Source organism: Acidipropionibacterium virtanenii, from assembly GCF_003325455.1.
GTDB lineage: Bacteria > Actinomycetota > Actinomycetes > Propionibacteriales > Propionibacteriaceae > Acidipropionibacterium > Acidipropionibacterium virtanenii.
Genome location: NZ_CP025198.1, coordinates 1,614,474 through 1,630,546, shown reverse-complemented (window position 1 = coordinate 1,630,546; position 16,073 = coordinate 1,614,474). Strand labels below are relative to the sequence as shown.

Here is a 16,073-nt window from a genome sequence, read left to right as displayed (position 1 = left end):
TCGGCGGCGGTCGGTGTCGGGGGGCGGGCATCGTCGGACTGATCGGGCATGTCCCCACACTATTCACTACGGTTGGGGGCATGACCGACTTCACCGATGATCTGCGCCTGGCTCATGTGATGGCCGACGACGCCGACTCCATCACCATGGCCCGATTCCAGGCCGGCGACCTGAAGGTGTCCGCCAAGCCGGACCACACCGAGGTCACCGACGCCGACCTGGCTGTGGAGGATTCGGTGCGCCGCACCCTGAGCCACAGCCGTTCCCGCGACGCGGTGCACGGCGAGGAGCGGGCCGACACCGGCCAGGGCCCCCGGAGGTGGATCATCGACCCGATCGACGGGACCGCGAACTATTTGCGCGGGGCGCCGGTGTGGGCCACTCTCATCGCTCTGAGCATCGAGGACCGGGTGGTGGCCTCGGTGGTCTCGGCACCGGCCCTGCAGCGGCGCTGGTGGGCCGCCGAGGGAATCGGCGCCTGGACCGGGAAGTCCCTGGTCAAGGCCAGGCCGATCCACGTCTCGGCGGTCGGCGATCTGGGGGATGCCTTCATGTCCTACTCCTCCCTGCACGGTTGGGTGGAGAAGGGCCGGGGACGGGGCTTCGGCGAGCTGATGCGCAGTGTGTGGCGCACCCGGGCGTTCGGGGACTTCTGGTCCTACATGATGGTCGCCGAGGGGACGGTCGACCTGGCCTGCGAGCCCGAGCTCAGCCTGCACGACATGGCGGCCCTGGACGTCATCGTCCGGGAGGCCGGCGGCAGGTTCAGCTCGCTGGACGGCGCGGACGGCCCCTGGGGTCCCGATGCGATGGCCAGCAACGGGCTGCTCCACGAGGAGTCCCTGGAGATGCTGGCCGAGGACTGATCCCGGCCAGCACGGGGTGTGGCTCTGACGGCTGGGGCTCAGAGCACCCGTGCGCGGATGGTGGCGTCCAGGTCCGCGACCTCTGCGAGCAGTCCGCGATCGGTCTCGGCGATGTCGAGTACGGCGTAGCCGAGATCGTCACGGGTGGCCAGAGCCTGATAGGTGACGTTGCCGCCGTAGTCGGCGATGAGCCTGTTGAGAGTGGCCATCACGCCGGGCACGTTGTGGTGCAGGTGGCCGATCCGGGTGCCACGTGTGGTGGCCGGAGCGATATCGGGCAGGTTCACGCTCATACTGGTCGAGGCGTTCTCGGCGTAGTCGATGAGCTTGTTGGCCACGTACCGCCCGATGTCGACCTGCGCCTCCTGGGTGGATCCGCCCACATGGGGGGTGAGCACCACATTGTCGAGCTGGGTGAGCGGGGAGATGAAGGGCTCGTCCCCGGATTTCGGCTCGGTGGGGAAGACGTCGACCGCCGCCCCTGCGATATGGCCGGTGCGCAGGTTCTCGGCCAGGGCGTCGACGTCGACCACTCCGCCCCGGGAGAGGTTGAGGAAGAGGGTGCGCGGACGCATCGTCTCGAACTCGGCCGCTCCGATGATCCCGCGGTTCTCCGGGCGTCCGTCGACGTGGATGCTGACGGTCTCGACAGTCTGCAGCAGCTCCTCGAGACTGTCGCACTTGCGGGCATTGCCCAGCGGCAGCTTGTCGGCGACGTCGTAGAACCAGACCCTCATCCCCATCGCCTCCGCCAGCACCGAGAGCTGTGAGCCGATGTTGCCGTAGCCGACGATGCCGAGCTTGCGGCCGCGGATCTCGTGGGATCCGGACGCGCTCTTGCGCCACACCCCGTGGTGCATCTGGGTGTTGCGGTCCCCGAGCCGACGTGCCAGCGCGATGATCTCCGCGAGGACCAGCTCGACCACCGACCTGGTGTTGGAGTAGGGGGCGTTGAAGGCTGCGACGCCGGCCTCCGACAGGGAGCCCAGATCGAGTTGGTTCGTGCCGATGCAGAAGGCCCCCACCGCGGTGAGGGTGTCCCCACGAGCCTCCACCACGCGCCGGGTGACGTTGGTGCGCGAGCGCACCCCCAGCAGGTCGACCCCGTCGAGCGCCTCGATCAGCTCATCCTCGCCCAAGGCCTTGCTCAGCCTCTCCACCTGGTAGCCCTCGGATCGCAGGGTCCGAACGGCTTCGTCGTGAATATTCTCGAGCAGGAGTGCCTTCATGAGGCCCCAGTCTAGGGAGGAGACGGGCGTCGTCTCACACGCTGGGAACGGGCCTGTGACGTGCTTGAATGCCCCTCGGGGTGCGGGGACGCAGGGGGGTCGCCCCCCCGCCTTTCAGATACGGTTCAGACCTTGATCCTGGGTATCGCCGCGAGCAGGTCGCGGGTGACGGCGTGCTGCGGCTCCGCGTAGACGTCCGCCAGGTGGCCGGACTCGACGATCCGGCCGTCCTTCATCACCGCCACCTCGTCGCACAGGTGGCGCACCACGGCCAGATCGTGGGAGACGAAGACCATGGTGAGACCGCGGGCGTTCACCAGTTCCAGAAGCAGATTGAGGATCTGGGCGCGCACCGACACGTCCAGGGCGGAGACCGGCTCGTCGGCCAGCAGCACCGCCGGGCGGGTGACCAGGGCGCGGGCGATGGCGATGCGTTGGCGCTGCCCACCGGAGAACTCGTGGGGGAACCGGTTCGCCGCCTCGGGATCCAGCCCGACCTCGGTCATCACCCTGGCCAGCTGGGCAGCCGCGTCCTGGCGGCTCCGGTCCCGGCGCAGCAGCGGCGATCGCAGCGGCTCGGCGATGGTCCGTCCCACATTCATTCTCGGATCGAGGGAGGATCGCGGGTCCTGGAGCACCAGGGCGACATTGGCGCGCAGCTCGGCCAGCTCGCGGGGGCGTCGCCGGACGATCGAGGATCCGCGGAACAGCACATCCCCGGTGTCGGGCCGGTGCAGCCCGGCGAGCACCCTCAGCAGGGTCGACTTCCCGGATCCGGACTCCCCCACGAGCCCGAGCCTGGTTCCCGGCCGCACCTCGAGAGAGACGTCATCGAGGGCCTGGACGCCGCCGCGCCGGTCGCCCAGATGCAGGCTGACCGACTCGGTCCGCAGCTCCGCCGGCCGGGCGTCCGCACGGATGCGTTCGGGTGCGTTCATGCGTCCTCCAGCTCGATCATCCGCCCCGGCTCCACCAGATCGAGCCGTGCGGCACTGAGCAGCCGCCGGGTGTAGGGGTGCCGGGGGGCGCGCAGCACCTCGGCGGTGGCGCCCCTCTCGACCAGCTCGCCGTGGCGCATCACCATGATCCGGTCGCACACCTGGGAGACGACCCCCAGGTCGTGGGAGATGAACAGGCAGGCCGCGCCCACGGCGTCGAGCACCTCGTCGAGGGTGGCCAGCACCCTGGCCTGGACGGTCACGTCCAGTGCGGTGGTGGGCTCGTCGCAGATGAGCAGATCCGGATTGTTCACCAGGGCCATCGCCATCAGGGCGCGCTGACGCTGACCGCCCGACAGCTGGTGCGGGTAGGAGTCGGCGACGCGGCGGGGTTCGGGCAGTCCCACCTGGCCGAGCATCTCGAGGACGGCGTGACGGGCGGAGGCCGCCGAGGAGTCGTGCAGGCGCAGGGACTCTGCGACCTGCCGGCCGACCTTCATGGTGGGGTCCAGGGCCGTCATGGGTTCCTGGAAGACCATTCCGATCTGGGCCCCGCGCAGCCTCGACATCTCCTTGTCGGAGAGGCCCAGCAGATCCTGGCCGCGCCAGGCGACCGAACCCGACACGTGGGCGTTGTCGGGAAGCAGCCCCATCACCGCCAGCGCGGTGACGGACTTGCCGGACCCCGATTCGCCGATCAGTCCGAGGCGCTCCCCCGGTCCGACGCCGAAGCTGATGGAGTCGACGGCCACCCGGCGTCGCCGTCCGAAGTCGACCCGAAGACCGTCGACCTGAAGCAGTTCCTCACTCATCGCAGCTCCCGCAGTCGGGGGTCCAGGAAATCGCGCAGACCGTCGCCCAGCAGGGTGAAGCCCATCACGGCCGCGGCGATCGCCAGCCCGGGCCACAGGGTCTGGGCCGGGCTGTTGAACAGGTAGGTCTGCGCATCGCGAAGCATCCTGCCCCAGGTGGGCACGGTCGCCGGGGTGGCCAGGCCGAGGTAGCTCAGCGCGGCCTCGGCCAGGATCGCCATCCCGTAGGCCACTGACGCCTGCACACCGATGAGAGGGGCGATGTTGGGCAGCACGTGGGTCCGGGCGATGGCCGGCCAGCCGATCCCCGATGACCGTGCGGCCAGCACGTAGTCCTGGCTGAGCACCTGCCAGCTGGCGGTCCGGGTGATGCGTGCGAAGACCGGGACGGTGGAGATGCCGATGGCGATCATCCCGGTGACCGTCGAGCCTCCGACCGCGGCCGCCAGGATGATGGCCAGCAGCAGGGCGGGGAAGGCGTAGAGCAGGTCGGAGGCCCGGGCGCCGATCCGCGACCAGGGACGCCGCAGCATCGCCGAGGCCATCCCCCACGGCACGCCGATGCCGGCCGCGATGACCACCGAGACGATCCCCACCAGCAGACAGGTCCGGGCACCGACCAGCAACCGGGAGGCGATGTCGGAGCCGAATCCGTCGGTGCCCAGCAGGTGCCTGACCGAGGGCCCCTGGAGGCGCTCCGCGGGCACGACCAGGTTCGGATCGTAGGGGGTCCACAGCAGGGACACCAGCGCGGCGAGGACGATGAGGCCCACCAGGGTGCTTCCGATGACCAGGCCGGCACGTCTCATCACTGCTCCTCCTGCACGTCCGCGGTGACTCTCAGGCGGGGGTCGATGAGCACCACCAGCAGATCGACCAGGAAGGTGATCAGCAGCACCATGGCGACCAGCACCATCACCACGTCGGCCACCACGACCAGATCGCGCATCGAGACCGCGTCCAGCAGGTAGGAACCGAGCCCGGGGATGACGAAGACCTGTTCGATGACGATGGCGCCGACCAGCAGTGTCGAGAGCTGCAGCCCCAGGACGGTGACCAGGCTGATCGAGGCATTGCGGAGGCCGTGGCGCAGCAGCGCCGGCCACAGCCTCCAGCCGACCGCCCGGGCGGTGCGCAGATGGTCGTCGGCGAGCACGTCGATGAAGGCACTGCGGACGTAGCGCGCCAGGACGGCGGCCTGGACCAGGGCCAGGGCGCAGACCGGAAGGACGATGTGCCGCAGCCAGTCCGGAGGGGACTGGGTCAACGGCACGTAGGATCCGGCCGGCAGCCAGCCCAGGGTGACCGAGAAGACCAGGATCAGCAGGATCCCGGCCAGGAAGGCGGGCAGGCTCATGAGGATCTGGGAGGCCGCCGAGACGGCGAACCCGCGGGCACGACGCCGGTGCACGGCGGCGTAGATGCCGGCCGGCAGGCAGGCCAGCACCGCCAGCGCCATGGCCAGCCCGACGAGCCATCCGGTGACCGCCAGCCTGGAGGCGATCTCAGGGGCGATCGGCTCCCCGCTGACCACCGAGGAGCCCAGATTCCCGGTGAGCAGGCCGCCCATCCAGTCGGCGTAGCGCACCGGGAAGGGCCGGTTCAGGCCGAGCTCGGCCCGCAGTTTCGCGGCGGCGGTCGGGTCGGCGTTGGTGCCCAGCATCACCTGGGCGACGTCTCCGGGCAGCAGGTTGAGCAGCCCGTAGACGATGAGCGAGGCCACCAGCAGGCTGAGGATCAGCTCGGCCAGGGAGCGGGCCAGACGCCGCAGCGGTGTCATCTGGAGCTCCTCCGCAGTGACGTGAGGTCGAAGCTCAACGAGGCCGCGTTGCGCTGGAGTCCGGTGATCCCGGCCTTCGCGACAGTGATCTTCGGCATCAGGTAGAGGAAGTCCCCGGCGGCGTCATCGGACAGGATGGTGGCCGCCTGACGCATCTTCGCGGTGGACTGGCCGGCCGGCCCGGAGGCGGCCTCGGCGATGAGCCTGGTGAAGGTGGGGTTGCGATATCGCCAGTAGTAGTCGGGGTTGGCCCAGTTGACGATGTCGTGCGGCTCCACATGGGCGATGACGGTCATGTCGTAGTCGGCACGGGTGTACACGACGTCGAGCCAGCGGGCGGGGAACTCCAGCTCGTCGGTGACCACCGTGATGCCGACGCGCCCGAGCATGTCGGTGATGACGCGGGTGGATGCGGTCGCGTACGGCAGCGTGGGGACCCGGAGCCGCAGCGTCAGCCCGTGCGCGTGTCCCGCCTGCGCCAGCAGGCTGCGGGCCCGCGCCGGGTCATAGGGCCAGCGCTTCGACAGGTCGGTGTACCAGGGGTCGGTGGGTGGCACCATCGATCCGATGAGGGTGCCCTGCCCGTTCCACACGACGTCCAGGAGGCCCTTCCGGTCGATGGCCATGTTGATCGCCTCCCGGACCCGTCGGTCCGACAGCGCCTTCGTGAAGTTGTTGAGGCCGAGCACGACCTCGCCGTTGGTGGTGCCCCGGGTGACGGTGAACCGCTTCGGGTCGGAGAATCGGGAGACGGCCTGCGGCGTGGTGAGGTCGGTGATGACGTCGAGGTCCCCCGACAGCAGTGCGGCGGTCTGGGAGGTGGCATCGGCGTAGTAGCTGAACCTCACCCTGGGCACCTGCGGGCGCTCATGCCAGGCGGTGGCCGAGGCCTCCAGATCGACCGACTCACCGGGCGAGAAGCCGGTCACCCGGTACGGCCCGGAGCCGGCGGGGTGACGGGCCAGGTCGCTGCGACGGGCCGGGTCGATGATGATGCCTGCGACTCCGGAGAGGTTGTAGAGCAGAAAGTTGTCGCGCTGCTTGAGAGTGATCACGACCGTGTCCTCGCCCTGGGCGCTGACCGCCGCCACGGCTGCCAGCTGGGTGCGGACCACCTCGATCGTCGGTCGGGAGCGCATCCGGTTCAACGAGTCGGCCACCGCGGCGGCGTCGACCCGGGCGCCGGACGCGAACCGGGCACGGTCGTCGAGGCGGAAGGCGTAGCGCAGGCCGTCGGCCGACTGAGACCACGATCTGGCCAGCAGAGGCCTCAGCTCGCCGCCGTCGTCGACCCGCAGCAGGGTCTCGTAGACGTTGTAGAGCAGCGTCTGGGGGATCGCGGCAGCGTTGTTGGTGGTGAGGTCGAGGGTCGGTGGGGCGGCTGTGGCGCCGAGGACCACGGTGTCCGAGGCCCCCTCCTGGGAGCATCCCGCCAGCCCGCTCAGCGCCAGCACCAGGGCGCAGGCGGCAGCCGCCGCCCGCAGGCCTGCTCTCATGGCGATCTCCTCCCCGTTCCGGGGCACTGTGCCCTGATCACGGCCGAACTGCGACCGAGTCTAGTGATCGCCCGTCACAGCTCCGCATTCTCAGGTTCCGGAGAAATCGGCATCATTCTGGCGCATTCCCACAAGGGTGCCTCACGCCCGGCCCAGCACGGCGTCGACGGCCAGGCTCACCGGGACCTCCAGGATCCGCCAGGCCCACCAGGAGCAGGCCACCAGGACCGTGGCGAAAGCGAGATTCCAGACCGCGGCAGGCACCCTCGTCGCGGCTGCCAGGAGGCCGGGGTCCTGGCTGCGGTCGCCGTGCAGGGCGACCGCTGCCAGGTGTCGCCAGCCGCCCAGCAGCAGGACGGCGCCGAGCCACACCACCGCCGCGGCGGCCCAGGGCCTGTCGCCGGCCCACCACAGGTACCCGTCGATCAGGATGAGCAGTACCAGGGATCCGACGGTGAACAGCGACCGGGCGTGGAAAAGGGCCACCAGCAGGGCGATGAGGACCAGCAGGAGAACCACCCCGGCCCGCCCGGCCAGGGCGGATCCGATGGCGGCCGCCCCGATGAGGGCCGGCATCGGATAACCGGCGGCCGCCGTGAGCACCATGCCCGGCCCGGAGGGCCGGCCGACGGTGGTGGTGTGGCCCGACATGTCGGCGCTGATGACGAATCCGGTGAATCGCCGTCCGCTCAGCACCCCCACCACGGCATGACCCAGTTCGTGGACCAGGGTGACGGCGGGTCGGACCAGGCGCCACAGCGGGCCGACGAGGATGCAGGCCAGGGCGACCGCGATCCCCGCCAGCAGCCAGCGTCCGGCCACCGGGTCTCCGACCGCGAAGTTGGCATTGAGGCGGGACGCGACGGCGTCGAGTATCTGAGACCACTGCACCCGCCCATCATGACTCGCCCGCCTCTCCACGACCTTTGCCCCGGGCCCGGTGGCCCCCGATTTGTGGTGACGGCCGCCGACGACTAGTGTTTCCTCACGCGACGCGGGGTGGAGCAGTTCGGTAGCTCGCTGGGCTCATAACCCAGAGGTCACAGGTTCAAATCCTGTCCCCGCTACCAACCGGAGGCTCCCGGATCTTCATCGGAGGATGGAGATCCGGGAGCCTTTGTCATGTCCGGGACGATGTCTCCTCGATTTGGGCGGGACGCGCATCGCTGGTAGTGTTCAGCAGGTCGACGCGGGGTGGAGCAGTTCGGTAGCTCGCTGGGCTCATAACCCAGAGGTCACAGGTTCAAATCCTGTCCCCGCTACCACCGGAAGATCCCGGCCCCCCAGGGGGCCGGGATCTTCTCATGTCCGGAAGCTACTTCCCGAGGCGCCCGATCCGGGAACTGAGCTCTCCCCACAGTCCCCTGCCGACCTCTGCCACTCCCCTGCCCAGACCGAGCACCTCGCCGAAGGACCGCCGCAGGAACTCGTCGGGGGCCCCGTTGAGCACGTCGACGATCAGAGCCACCGCATCGACGGGAACCAGGCCCTTCGACATGGAGGGCAGGTTGCGCAGGGGCAGTTCGTCGACGGTGTGCTCCATCATCCGCCGGAACCGGGGATCCTTGACGCCGGCCGCCAGCCGCCGCATCGCGGCTGCGTGAAGCGCACCGCCCAGCGGGGTGTGACGCACCTGCCCCAGGGTCGAGATCGCGGTGAACGGAGTCGCCGGCGCCGGATCGGGGATGGCGTGGCCCAGCCGGGCTGCGAAGGCCTCGTCCTCCTCGGCGATCAGGGGCGTCCAGGCCCGCTCCGGAGCGTGATCGACCCCTTCGGTGACGGCCAGGTCCAGGGTCGCCACGATGTCATGGGCGGAGCGGCCCAGCTCGACGTCGAAGTGGCCCGAGGGCACCGCCCAGTCGTGTCTCCCGACGTCCCAGAAGGCCAGCTCACGCGCATCGACGGGGATCTGCACCCGCCTGCTGCCGCCCGGTTCCAGCCGCACCTTGGCGAATCCGGCCAGCCATCGCCGGGGTCGCGAGACCACCCCGGTGCGATCGGACAGGTACACCTGCACCACATCGGAGCCGGCCCGCTCCCCCACATTCGCGACCTCGATGTCGACGGTGAAGCCGTCGCCGGCGGTGATCCACGGCTCGGTGAGCACGGCGTCGCGCCAGTCGAATCGGGTGTAGGACAGGCCGTGCCCGAAGCAGAAGGCCGGTTCGATCCCGTTGGTGGCGGTGTGCCGGTAGCCGATCGCCGGTCCCTCCCGGTACTGCACCGTCGAGCCGGTTCCCGGGAACCACGGGTCACAGGCCACCTCGGCCAGGTCGTGGGGCCAGGTCTCCGCCAGCCGTCCTCCCGGTTCCGCCTCGCCGACCAGCACGTCGGCCAGGGCTCCTCCGCCGGCCTGGCCGCCCAGCCCGGCCAGCACGACCGCGGCGGCGCGGTCGGCCCATGGCAGCGCCACCGGGGAACCGGTGCACACCACGATGACGGTGCGCCGGTTGGCCGCCAGCACTGCCCGCACCAGAGCGTCATGCTGGGCGGGCAGCTGCAGGCCCGTCCGGTCGAAGCCCTCCGACTCCAGTTCCCCGGGCAGCCCGACCACCACGACGGCGACGTCGGCCCCCGCAGCAAGTTCGGCTGCCTCGGCGACCAGGACGGCGTCGGTGCGCTGCTCGCCGGGATCGTAGCCCCGGGCGTACCCCACCTCGACGTTCTTCTCCGCCAGGGCCTCGAGCAGCCCCGTCACCCGGGTGGGATTCACCTGGGAGGACCCCGCCCCCTGATACCTCGGGCGGGCGGCGAAGGCTCCGATCAGGGCCACCCTGGATCCCGGTGCCAGGGGCAGGACGCCGGTATTGGCGGCCAGCACCGTTCCCGCCGCCGCGGCCCGCCGCGCCAGAGCGTCGTGCTCGGCCGCCGGCAGCCCGGCCACCCGGGGAGGACTGATCCGGTCCCTGAGCCGGACCAGCCGGCCGACCGCTCCGGTGACAGCCTCGAGGCTCGACCGCCCGCCGTGCACCGTCGACGCGACCGAACGGTCGAAGGCCCCCGAGCTCGAGGGCATCTCCAGGTCGAGTCCGGCCTCCAGCGCGCCGACCCGGTCCCAGACCGCGCCCCAGTCGCTCATCACCAGCCCCTCGAAACCCCAGCGGTCCCGCAGCACCTCGGTGAGGAGCCACCGGTTCGTGGTGGCCGCCGTGCCGTTGACCCGGTTGTAGGAGGCCATCACCGCGGCCGGGCGGGCTGTCCGCACGACGGTCTCGAACCCGGCCAGGTAGATCTCGTGGAGGGTCCGCTCGTCGACCACGGCGTCGACGCACAGCCTCATCGTCTCCTGGTTGTTCACGGCGAAGTGCTTGATGCAGGCCGCCACCCCCCTGCCCTGGAGGCCGCGCACCATGGCGGCGGCCAGTTCCCCGGCGACGACGGGATCCTCCGAGAGGTACTCGAAGTTGCGTCCCCCCAGCGGGTGGCGCTTGATATTGAGGCCGGGGCCGAGCACGACGTCGACCCCCTGGACGCCCGCCTCCACCGCCAGCGCGCCCCCGACCTCGGCGACCAGCTCCCGGTCCCAGCTGGCACCCAGGGTCACGGCGGTGGGAAAGCAGGTGGCCGGCAGGGAGCCTCCCTTCCGATCGGGCACCCGCAGCCCGTGGGGGCCGTCGGACAGGCGCAGGGACCGCAGTCCGATCTCGTCGGCGGCAGCGGTGTTCCAGTCATCGGCTCCCGAGAGCATCCGGATGAGAAGCGGCAGGGGCAGATCGCTCAGCTCGGTCATGCCCTTCAGGGTATGTGCTCAATCCTCGTCAGCGGGCCCGGGACCCCCCGGTCCGGCGTCCTCCTCCGGCTCGGCCGCCGGGTGAACCGCCACCGGGTGCTCCCAGGCCCCGGCGTCCAGGGGCACCAGGATGACAGGCCGGCTCTGGCGCCGCGACAGCTGCAGCGCCACGGACCCGTCGAACCATTCCTTGGCGGTCCAGCGGAAGCCGGGGGCACGGGTGCCCACGACGATCGCGGCGGCCCCCAGGGCGTGCGCCAGGTGAGTCAACTCCCGGTCGGGATTCCCGGCCCTGAAGCGGAACTGCCATTCGACGTCCGGATGAGCGGCCATCACCGAGGCCAGCGCCTCGCGCAGCTGCGAGTCGCGGGCCCGCCACGGGGTGCGCTCGTCATCGGGGATGAGTGCGGTGTGGCGCACCGTCCCGTCCTCGTATCCCTCGATGGTGACCCGCGACTCGTCGACGTAGGCCATGCACAGCGACGAGCCGAATGCCCTGGCCCACCCGACGGCGGTCTCGATCAGCAGCTCGGGCACGCCGGGATGCACCGAGACGACCAGCGGCCGGTCGGAGGATGGAATGTGGATCTGGTTCATTTCACCTGCCCCAGGGCTTGGGAGACGAGCTTGCGGGCCTGGTCTACCTTCTTCTGATAGGTCGCCAGGTCACCGGACTTGAGGGCCTTGTCGGCCTCTGTGAAGGCGGTCTGGGCCTGGGCCAGCAGGTCCTTGGCCTTCTGCGAGGTGCCTGAGGAGCCCGAGGAGCCCGAGGAGGATCCCGACTGCTTCTCATTCGTGTCGGCCCCGGCGTCACCCTCGAAGACCTGGTCGAGTGCGTCCTGGAGGGTGTCGCCGATGCCCACATGGGTGCCGAATCGCACCGCCACGAATCTGAGGATCGGATACCCGCCGCTGCCGGTCTGCCGCTGGGCGTAGATGGGCTGGACGTAGAGCAGCCCACCGCCGACCGGCAGGGTGAGCAGATTGCCCAGGGTCGCGGTGGCCGACCCCCGGTTCTGATAGGGCAGCAGCTTCGAGGACACATTCGTGTCGGCGATGATCGCGCTGGCGGTCTGGTTGGGACCGTCGATCTGGGTGCTGCTGGACATCCTCAGCACCCTGATCTTCCCGTAGTCCGGCCGGGTGGCGTCGGATCCCACCGCGGTGTAGGCACCAAGATTCTGGCGCTTGTTGGGCACCATCACCGCGGTCGAGCTGAACACCGGAGTGGTCTCTCCCGGCCAGCGGATCGTGAGGTAGTAGGGCGGCTCAAGACCCTGTCCGGTGCGCACCGGGTCATCGGGGGCCTCCCAGACGTCGTTGCGCTGGTACCAGGTGTCGGGGCTGGTGGTGTGGTAGCGGCCCAGGATCTGGCGCTGCACCTTGAACAGGTCCTGGGGGTAGCGGACGTGGCTGAGCAGGTCCGCCGACATCTCGGAGCGCGGATGCACCGACCCGGGGAAGGCCTTCTCCCAGGTCTTGAGGATCGGATCGGCGGTGTCCCAGGCGTAGAGGGTCACGGTGCCGTCATAGGCGTCCACCACGGCCTTCACCGAGTTGCGGATGTAGTTGATCGGCTCGCTGGGCTGGGCCTGGCGGGTGCCCGAGGTGGAGTCGGCGGAGGCGTCTCGCAGGTCCACCCGGTTCGAGTTCGGGTAGTAGGCCGAGGTGGTGTACCCGTCGACGATCCACACCAGGCGACCATTGACCAGGCTGGGCAGTGCGTCGCTGTCGACCTGGAGCCATGGAGCCACCTTGGCCACTCGGTCCAGCGGGGTCCGGTCGTAGAGGATTCGGGAGTTCGAGTGGACCCGGTCGGACAGCAGCAGGTTGATGTCGGCGAATTTGGTGGCGTACATGGCTCTCACCAGCAGGCTGGAGACCGAGACCCCGCCCTTCCCGTCATATGTGTTCTTGCGCTCGGCGCCCTGGGCGCCCTGACCGCCGCCGGGGGTGTCGAGTTCCACCGGCGAGGCCCCCTTCCCGGCGCCCACCACGACATACTGCGAGGATCGCTCCCCGTAGTAGATCCGCGACTGCTTCTCCGCGAGCTTGCCGGTGGTGGGGATGTCGCGCGCCAGCCATTCGGGCTCCCCCGAGGTCTGCCTCTTGTTGCCGTAGGCGGCCACCAGCCCGTTTCCATGCGTGTAGACGGTGTGGACGTTGTTCCAGCTCTTGTCGGTGATGCCGTCCAGGTCGATCTCCCGGGCGGCCACCACGGTGTCGGTCATCGTGCCGTCGACCTTGTAGCGATCGACATCGAGGGTCTTCGGGAAGGAGTAGAAGCCGCGGACCTGCTGCAGCTGCTCGAAGGTGGGTCCGACGACGGCCGGATCCATCAGCCGGATCGACGGCACGGCCTCGGCATCGGCCTTGAGCTGGCCGGAACTGGCGCTGGTGACCGCCGAGTAGTCCGCGATCGTCGTCCCGGCGATCCCGTATGCGGCACGGGTGGCCGCAATGTTGTTGGCGATGTAGGGCCGCTCCTTGTCGGGAGCGTCGGGACTCACGGCGAACCGCTGCATGAGGGCCGGGTAGATGCCCTGGACCAGCAGCGTCGCGACCAGCATGAGGATGATGCCGATCCCGGGCACCCCCCAGCGGCGCAACTTCGCATTGACCGCGAAGAGCACCGCGACGACCAGGGAGATCGCGGCGACCACCAGTTTGGCGGTGCCCCGGTAGTGGTCCTCGGTGTAGCCGATGCCGGTGAACAGGGTGCTCTGGGAGACCTCCAGGCCGTAGCGTCCCAGCAGGCTGGAGCCGGCGAAGACGACCAGGCCGATCGCGGCCAGCACCGAGAGATGGGCCTGTGCCCTGGCGGTGAGGAGATGGGTCCGCTGGCGCTTGCGGCGGGCCGGTCCGCCCGGAGTGAGGATGCCGGGGGCCAGGACCGTGACCGCCCCCATCGACAGGTGGACGACGAAGGCGCCGAGCAGGGACAGGACCACCGCGGCCAGACCGAGATTCACCAGCGTCCTGAGCCACGGATAGGTGAACATGTAGAACGACACGTCGAGGCCGTGATAGGGATCCTTGACTCCGAAAGGCGTGCGGTTCCACCAGGCGAGCAGGGTCGAGGTCTGGCTGGCGGTCGAGGTCCCGGCGAGCAGTCCCACGAGGAGCGAGGGCACCAGGATCGCCAGCGTCTTCCTGCGCAGCAGCAGCTCCTGGTAGTGCCAGGGGCCCTGGTTGCCGGTGGGGCGGAGCCGGGTGGCGATCGCCATGTTGAGGGCGGTGGCGCCGCCCACCACGACCAGCCCGAGCAGGAACAGGCCCAGCCCGCTCAACAGGCGGGTGAGGTAGACACGGCGGTATCCCACCGCCGAGTACCACATGAGATCGGTGACGACGTGGGAGGCCAGCAGCCAGGCGATGAGCACCGCGGCGAGCACGATCAGCACGGTCATCCAGATCCGACGGCGCCTTCCCGGCCTCGGTCCTGGGATCTTCCTCGGCGCCGATGCGCTGTGGGAACTCACGCTCTCTCCATCTGATCGTTGAAGGTGTCCAGCAGGGCGGCCTCCAGTGAGGGCACCAGGTTCTCGGCGCCGAGGAGGTCCTCGGGATGGTCGAGAACCCTGGCCACCGCGAAATGGGCGCCCTGGCGGGTGGCCCCGGCGATCACCCGGAGGTCCTGCCGGCGCGGGTGGGAGGCGACGTACTCGGCCGCGGCCCGGGGATCGTCGGGCACCCCGGCCTCCTCATCGGCGGGCAGGAAGACCCGTTCGATGCTCGCTGCGGCCCCGGTGACCGCCTCGGGCCACACGATCCGCGCCAGAGCATGCTCGATGTGGTCCCCGGCGTGGAAGTCCTCCTGCTCGATGCTCGACAGCGAGTCCGGGGATCCTGCGCTCAACTGGCCGGCCAGGGAGGGTTCGGCGGCCATCAGCTCGACGGTCGGAACCAGCGCGAAGAGCCGTGCCGGCATGCCCCAACCGGCACGGCCAAGGAATCGGTCGATCTCGGTGAGGGCGGCCGTCAGGGCGTCGGTCGCCCGCGGACCGTCGGGCCACTGCGATGCGTTCAGCAATGTGGGATCTCCTTGGTGGCGGAGCCGGAGCGGACCTTCTGGAGAGCCGAGATCGCGTCCTTGAGGGTGGCGACCTTCACCAGGGTCATGGAACCCGGTGCCGACCTGATGTCGCGGCAGTTGGCAGCAGGGACCAGGAAGATCTTCGCGCCGTCGCGCCGCGCCCCTGCGATCTTCTCGTTGATCCCGCCGATGGCTCCCACAGTGCCGTCCGGGGAGATCTCACCGGTGCCCGCCACCTTCAGATCCCCGAGAAGATCCGCCGAGGAGATGGTCTGGTAGACCCCCAGCGAGAGCACCAGTCCGGCACTCGGCCCGGTGATGTTGCCGGGCACCCCGAAGGTCACTGTCGGCGCGTACCGGTACCCGGTGTTCAGGGTGATTCCCACCAGCGGGGCACGCGGATCGCTTCTGGAGGATGCCGCCACCACGGTGACAGTACGCGTCGTGCCCCCGCGAAGCACGCTGATCGAGATGCTGTCGCCCACCGACCGCTTGCGGATCGCACGCTGGACATCGGCGACCGACTGAACGGCGGTGCCGTCCACCTTCTGCACCAGGTCGCCGGGGGCCAGCACGTTGTAGGAGGGCCCGGAGACCGTCACGGCACTGATCATCGGCATCTCGGTGACCGGCTGACCGGCGGCACGCAGCGCCGCCACCACGGCGTCGCGCTGAGAGGTGTCCATCATCGCCACCTCGTCGGCGCGCACATCCTGGGCCGACTTGCCCGACGGGTAGACGGCGTCCCGCTGGAGCACATCGCGGTGCGGCAGCAGGTGGGCCGAAAGGGCCTCGACGAGGCTGAGTCGACCGTCGGCGGTGGTCACCGAGACGGTCGTCATCCGGAGCTGGGCGTTGCTGCGACGGGCGCTCAGCCCCGACACCGAGATCAACGGCTTGCCCTGGTCGGTATTCGCCAGGACGTTGACCGTGCGTCCCGGCGACCAGCTGACGAAGGGCACCGGGATGAAGGCCAGTCCCACCACGAGCATCAGCACGAGCAGGCCCGAGAGCACCGCCGTCGGTCGAAAGGACCGGGTGGGCGGGTCCTCGCTGGCAGCCGGATCTGCGCCTCGGGCCGTGGAAATGGGGGCACGATCGGGTCCGGACATGGCCGTCATGCTACCCGTGACCGCCTCCGGGCCTCGGATGGCCCGTCGGGGCCCGGGTCGGTTGGTGCGGTCTC

The 16,073-nt window shown here is 69.8% G+C and carries 13 protein-coding genes and 2 tRNA genes; 3 read left to right on the top strand and 12 right to left on the bottom strand.

The window, feature by feature from the left end; all coding sequences use genetic code 11:
• Positions 1–80: 80 nt before the first annotated feature.
• Positions 81–866, top strand: a complete 786-nt coding sequence (locus JS278_RS07510) for an inositol monophosphatase family protein (RefSeq protein ID WP_114044636.1) — start codon at positions 81–83, stop codon at positions 864–866.
• A 38-nt stretch (positions 867–904) separates the two neighbouring features.
• On the opposite strand, the gene serA is transcribed toward JS278_RS07510, so the two are convergent.
• The 7 genes from serA to JS278_RS07475 form a co-directional block, all read right to left on the bottom strand.
• On the bottom strand, positions 905–2,095 hold the full coding sequence (gene serA, locus JS278_RS07505) for a phosphoglycerate dehydrogenase (RefSeq protein ID WP_114044635.1): 1,191 nt from the start codon (positions 2,093–2,095) through the stop codon (positions 905–907).
• 125 nt (positions 2,096–2,220) lie between these two features.
• Positions 2,221–3,033, bottom strand: a complete 813-nt coding sequence (locus JS278_RS07500) for an ABC transporter ATP-binding protein (protein WP_114044634.1) — start codon at positions 3,031–3,033, stop codon at positions 2,221–2,223.
• On the bottom strand, positions 3,030–3,845 hold the full coding sequence (locus JS278_RS07495; RefSeq protein ID WP_114044633.1) for an ABC transporter ATP-binding protein: 816 nt from the start codon (positions 3,843–3,845) through the stop codon (positions 3,030–3,032). Before JS278_RS07495 ends, JS278_RS07500 begins: the two co-directional genes overlap by 4 nt.
• On the bottom strand, positions 3,842–4,654 hold the full coding sequence (locus tag JS278_RS07490) for an ABC transporter permease (RefSeq protein WP_114044632.1): 813 nt from the start codon (positions 4,652–4,654) through the stop codon (positions 3,842–3,844). Before JS278_RS07490 ends, JS278_RS07495 begins: the two co-directional genes overlap by 4 nt.
• The gene (locus JS278_RS07485; RefSeq protein ID WP_114044631.1) at positions 4,654–5,625 is read right to left on the bottom strand and encodes an ABC transporter permease; all 972 of its coding nucleotides are present in this window, start codon (positions 5,623–5,625) and stop codon (positions 4,654–4,656) included. Before JS278_RS07485 ends, JS278_RS07490 begins: the two co-directional genes overlap by 1 nt.
• On the bottom strand, positions 5,622–7,121 hold the full coding sequence (locus JS278_RS07480; protein WP_114044630.1) for an ABC transporter substrate-binding protein: 1,500 nt from the start codon (positions 7,119–7,121) through the stop codon (positions 5,622–5,624). Before JS278_RS07480 ends, JS278_RS07485 begins: the two co-directional genes overlap by 4 nt.
• A gap of 141 nt (positions 7,122–7,262) precedes the next feature.
• A complete protein-coding gene (locus JS278_RS07475) occupies positions 7,263–8,012 on the bottom strand; it encodes a M50 family metallopeptidase (protein ID WP_114044629.1) in 750 nt (249 codons plus the stop codon).
• 102 nt (positions 8,013–8,114) lie between these two features.
• Here JS278_RS07475 and JS278_RS07470 point away from each other — a divergent pair.
• Positions 8,115–8,191: transfer RNA gene (locus JS278_RS07470), tRNA-Met, on the top strand.
• 118 nt (positions 8,192–8,309) lie between these two features.
• Positions 8,310–8,386: transfer RNA gene (locus JS278_RS07465), tRNA-Met, on the top strand.
• A 50-nt stretch (positions 8,387–8,436) separates the two neighbouring features.
• On the opposite strand, the gene JS278_RS07460 is transcribed toward JS278_RS07465, so the two are convergent.
• The 5 genes from JS278_RS07460 to JS278_RS07440 form a co-directional block, all read right to left on the bottom strand.
• On the bottom strand, positions 8,437–10,851 hold the full coding sequence (locus tag JS278_RS07460) for a glycoside hydrolase family 3 C-terminal domain-containing protein (RefSeq protein ID WP_114044628.1): 2,415 nt from the start codon (positions 10,849–10,851) through the stop codon (positions 8,437–8,439).
• 18 nt (positions 10,852–10,869) lie between these two features.
• On the bottom strand, positions 10,870–11,448 hold the full coding sequence (locus tag JS278_RS07455) for a universal stress protein (protein WP_114044627.1): 579 nt from the start codon (positions 11,446–11,448) through the stop codon (positions 10,870–10,872).
• Complete coding sequence (locus JS278_RS07450) at positions 11,445–14,261, bottom strand: UPF0182 family membrane protein (protein ID WP_114044626.1); 2,817 nt, start codon at positions 14,259–14,261, stop codon at positions 11,445–11,447. Before JS278_RS07450 ends, JS278_RS07455 begins: the two co-directional genes overlap by 4 nt.
• A gap of 68 nt (positions 14,262–14,329) precedes the next feature.
• Complete coding sequence (locus tag JS278_RS07445; RefSeq protein ID WP_245935239.1) at positions 14,330–14,884, bottom strand: PPA1309 family protein; 555 nt, start codon at positions 14,882–14,884, stop codon at positions 14,330–14,332.
• Complete coding sequence (locus JS278_RS07440) at positions 14,878–16,008, bottom strand: YlbL family protein (protein WP_181833848.1); 1,131 nt, start codon at positions 16,006–16,008, stop codon at positions 14,878–14,880. The genes JS278_RS07445 and JS278_RS07440 overlap by 7 nt, the downstream gene beginning before the upstream one ends.
• Positions 16,009–16,073: the final 65 nt, after the last annotated feature.

What these genes read in the sequence shown, in the direction of transcription:
- JS278_RS07510 (WP_114044636.1), top strand. Translation starts at nt 81, where the DNA reads ATGACCGACTTCACCGATGATCTGCGCCTGGCTCATGTGATGGCCGAC.
- serA (WP_114044635.1), bottom strand. Translation starts at nt 2,095, where the DNA reads ATGAAGGCACTCCTGCTCGAGAATATTCACGACGAAGCCGTTCGGACC.
- JS278_RS07500 (WP_114044634.1), bottom strand. Translation starts at nt 3,033, where the DNA reads ATGAACGCACCCGAACGCATCCGTGCGGACGCCCGGCCGGCGGAGCTG.
- JS278_RS07495 (WP_114044633.1), bottom strand. Translation starts at nt 3,845, where the DNA reads ATGAGTGAGGAACTGCTTCAGGTCGACGGTCTTCGGGTCGACTTCGGA.
- JS278_RS07490 (WP_114044632.1), bottom strand. Translation starts at nt 4,654, where the DNA reads ATGAGACGTGCCGGCCTGGTCATCGGAAGCACCCTGGTGGGCCTCATC.
- JS278_RS07485 (WP_114044631.1), bottom strand. Translation starts at nt 5,625, where the DNA reads ATGACACCGCTGCGGCGTCTGGCCCGCTCCCTGGCCGAGCTGATCCTC.
- JS278_RS07480 (WP_114044630.1), bottom strand. Translation starts at nt 7,121, where the DNA reads ATGAGAGCAGGCCTGCGGGCGGCGGCTGCCGCCTGCGCCCTGGTGCTG.
- JS278_RS07460 (WP_114044628.1), bottom strand. Translation starts at nt 10,851, where the DNA reads ATGACCGAGCTGAGCGATCTGCCCCTGCCGCTTCTCATCCGGATGCTC.
- JS278_RS07455 (WP_114044627.1), bottom strand. Translation starts at nt 11,448, where the DNA reads ATGAACCAGATCCACATTCCATCCTCCGACCGGCCGCTGGTCGTCTCG.
- JS278_RS07450 (WP_114044626.1), bottom strand. Translation starts at nt 14,261, where the DNA reads ATGACCGTGCTGATCGTGCTCGCCGCGGTGCTCATCGCCTGGCTGCTG.
- JS278_RS07440 (WP_181833848.1), bottom strand. Translation starts at nt 16,008, where the DNA reads ATGACGGCCATGTCCGGACCCGATCGTGCCCCCATTTCCACGGCCCGA.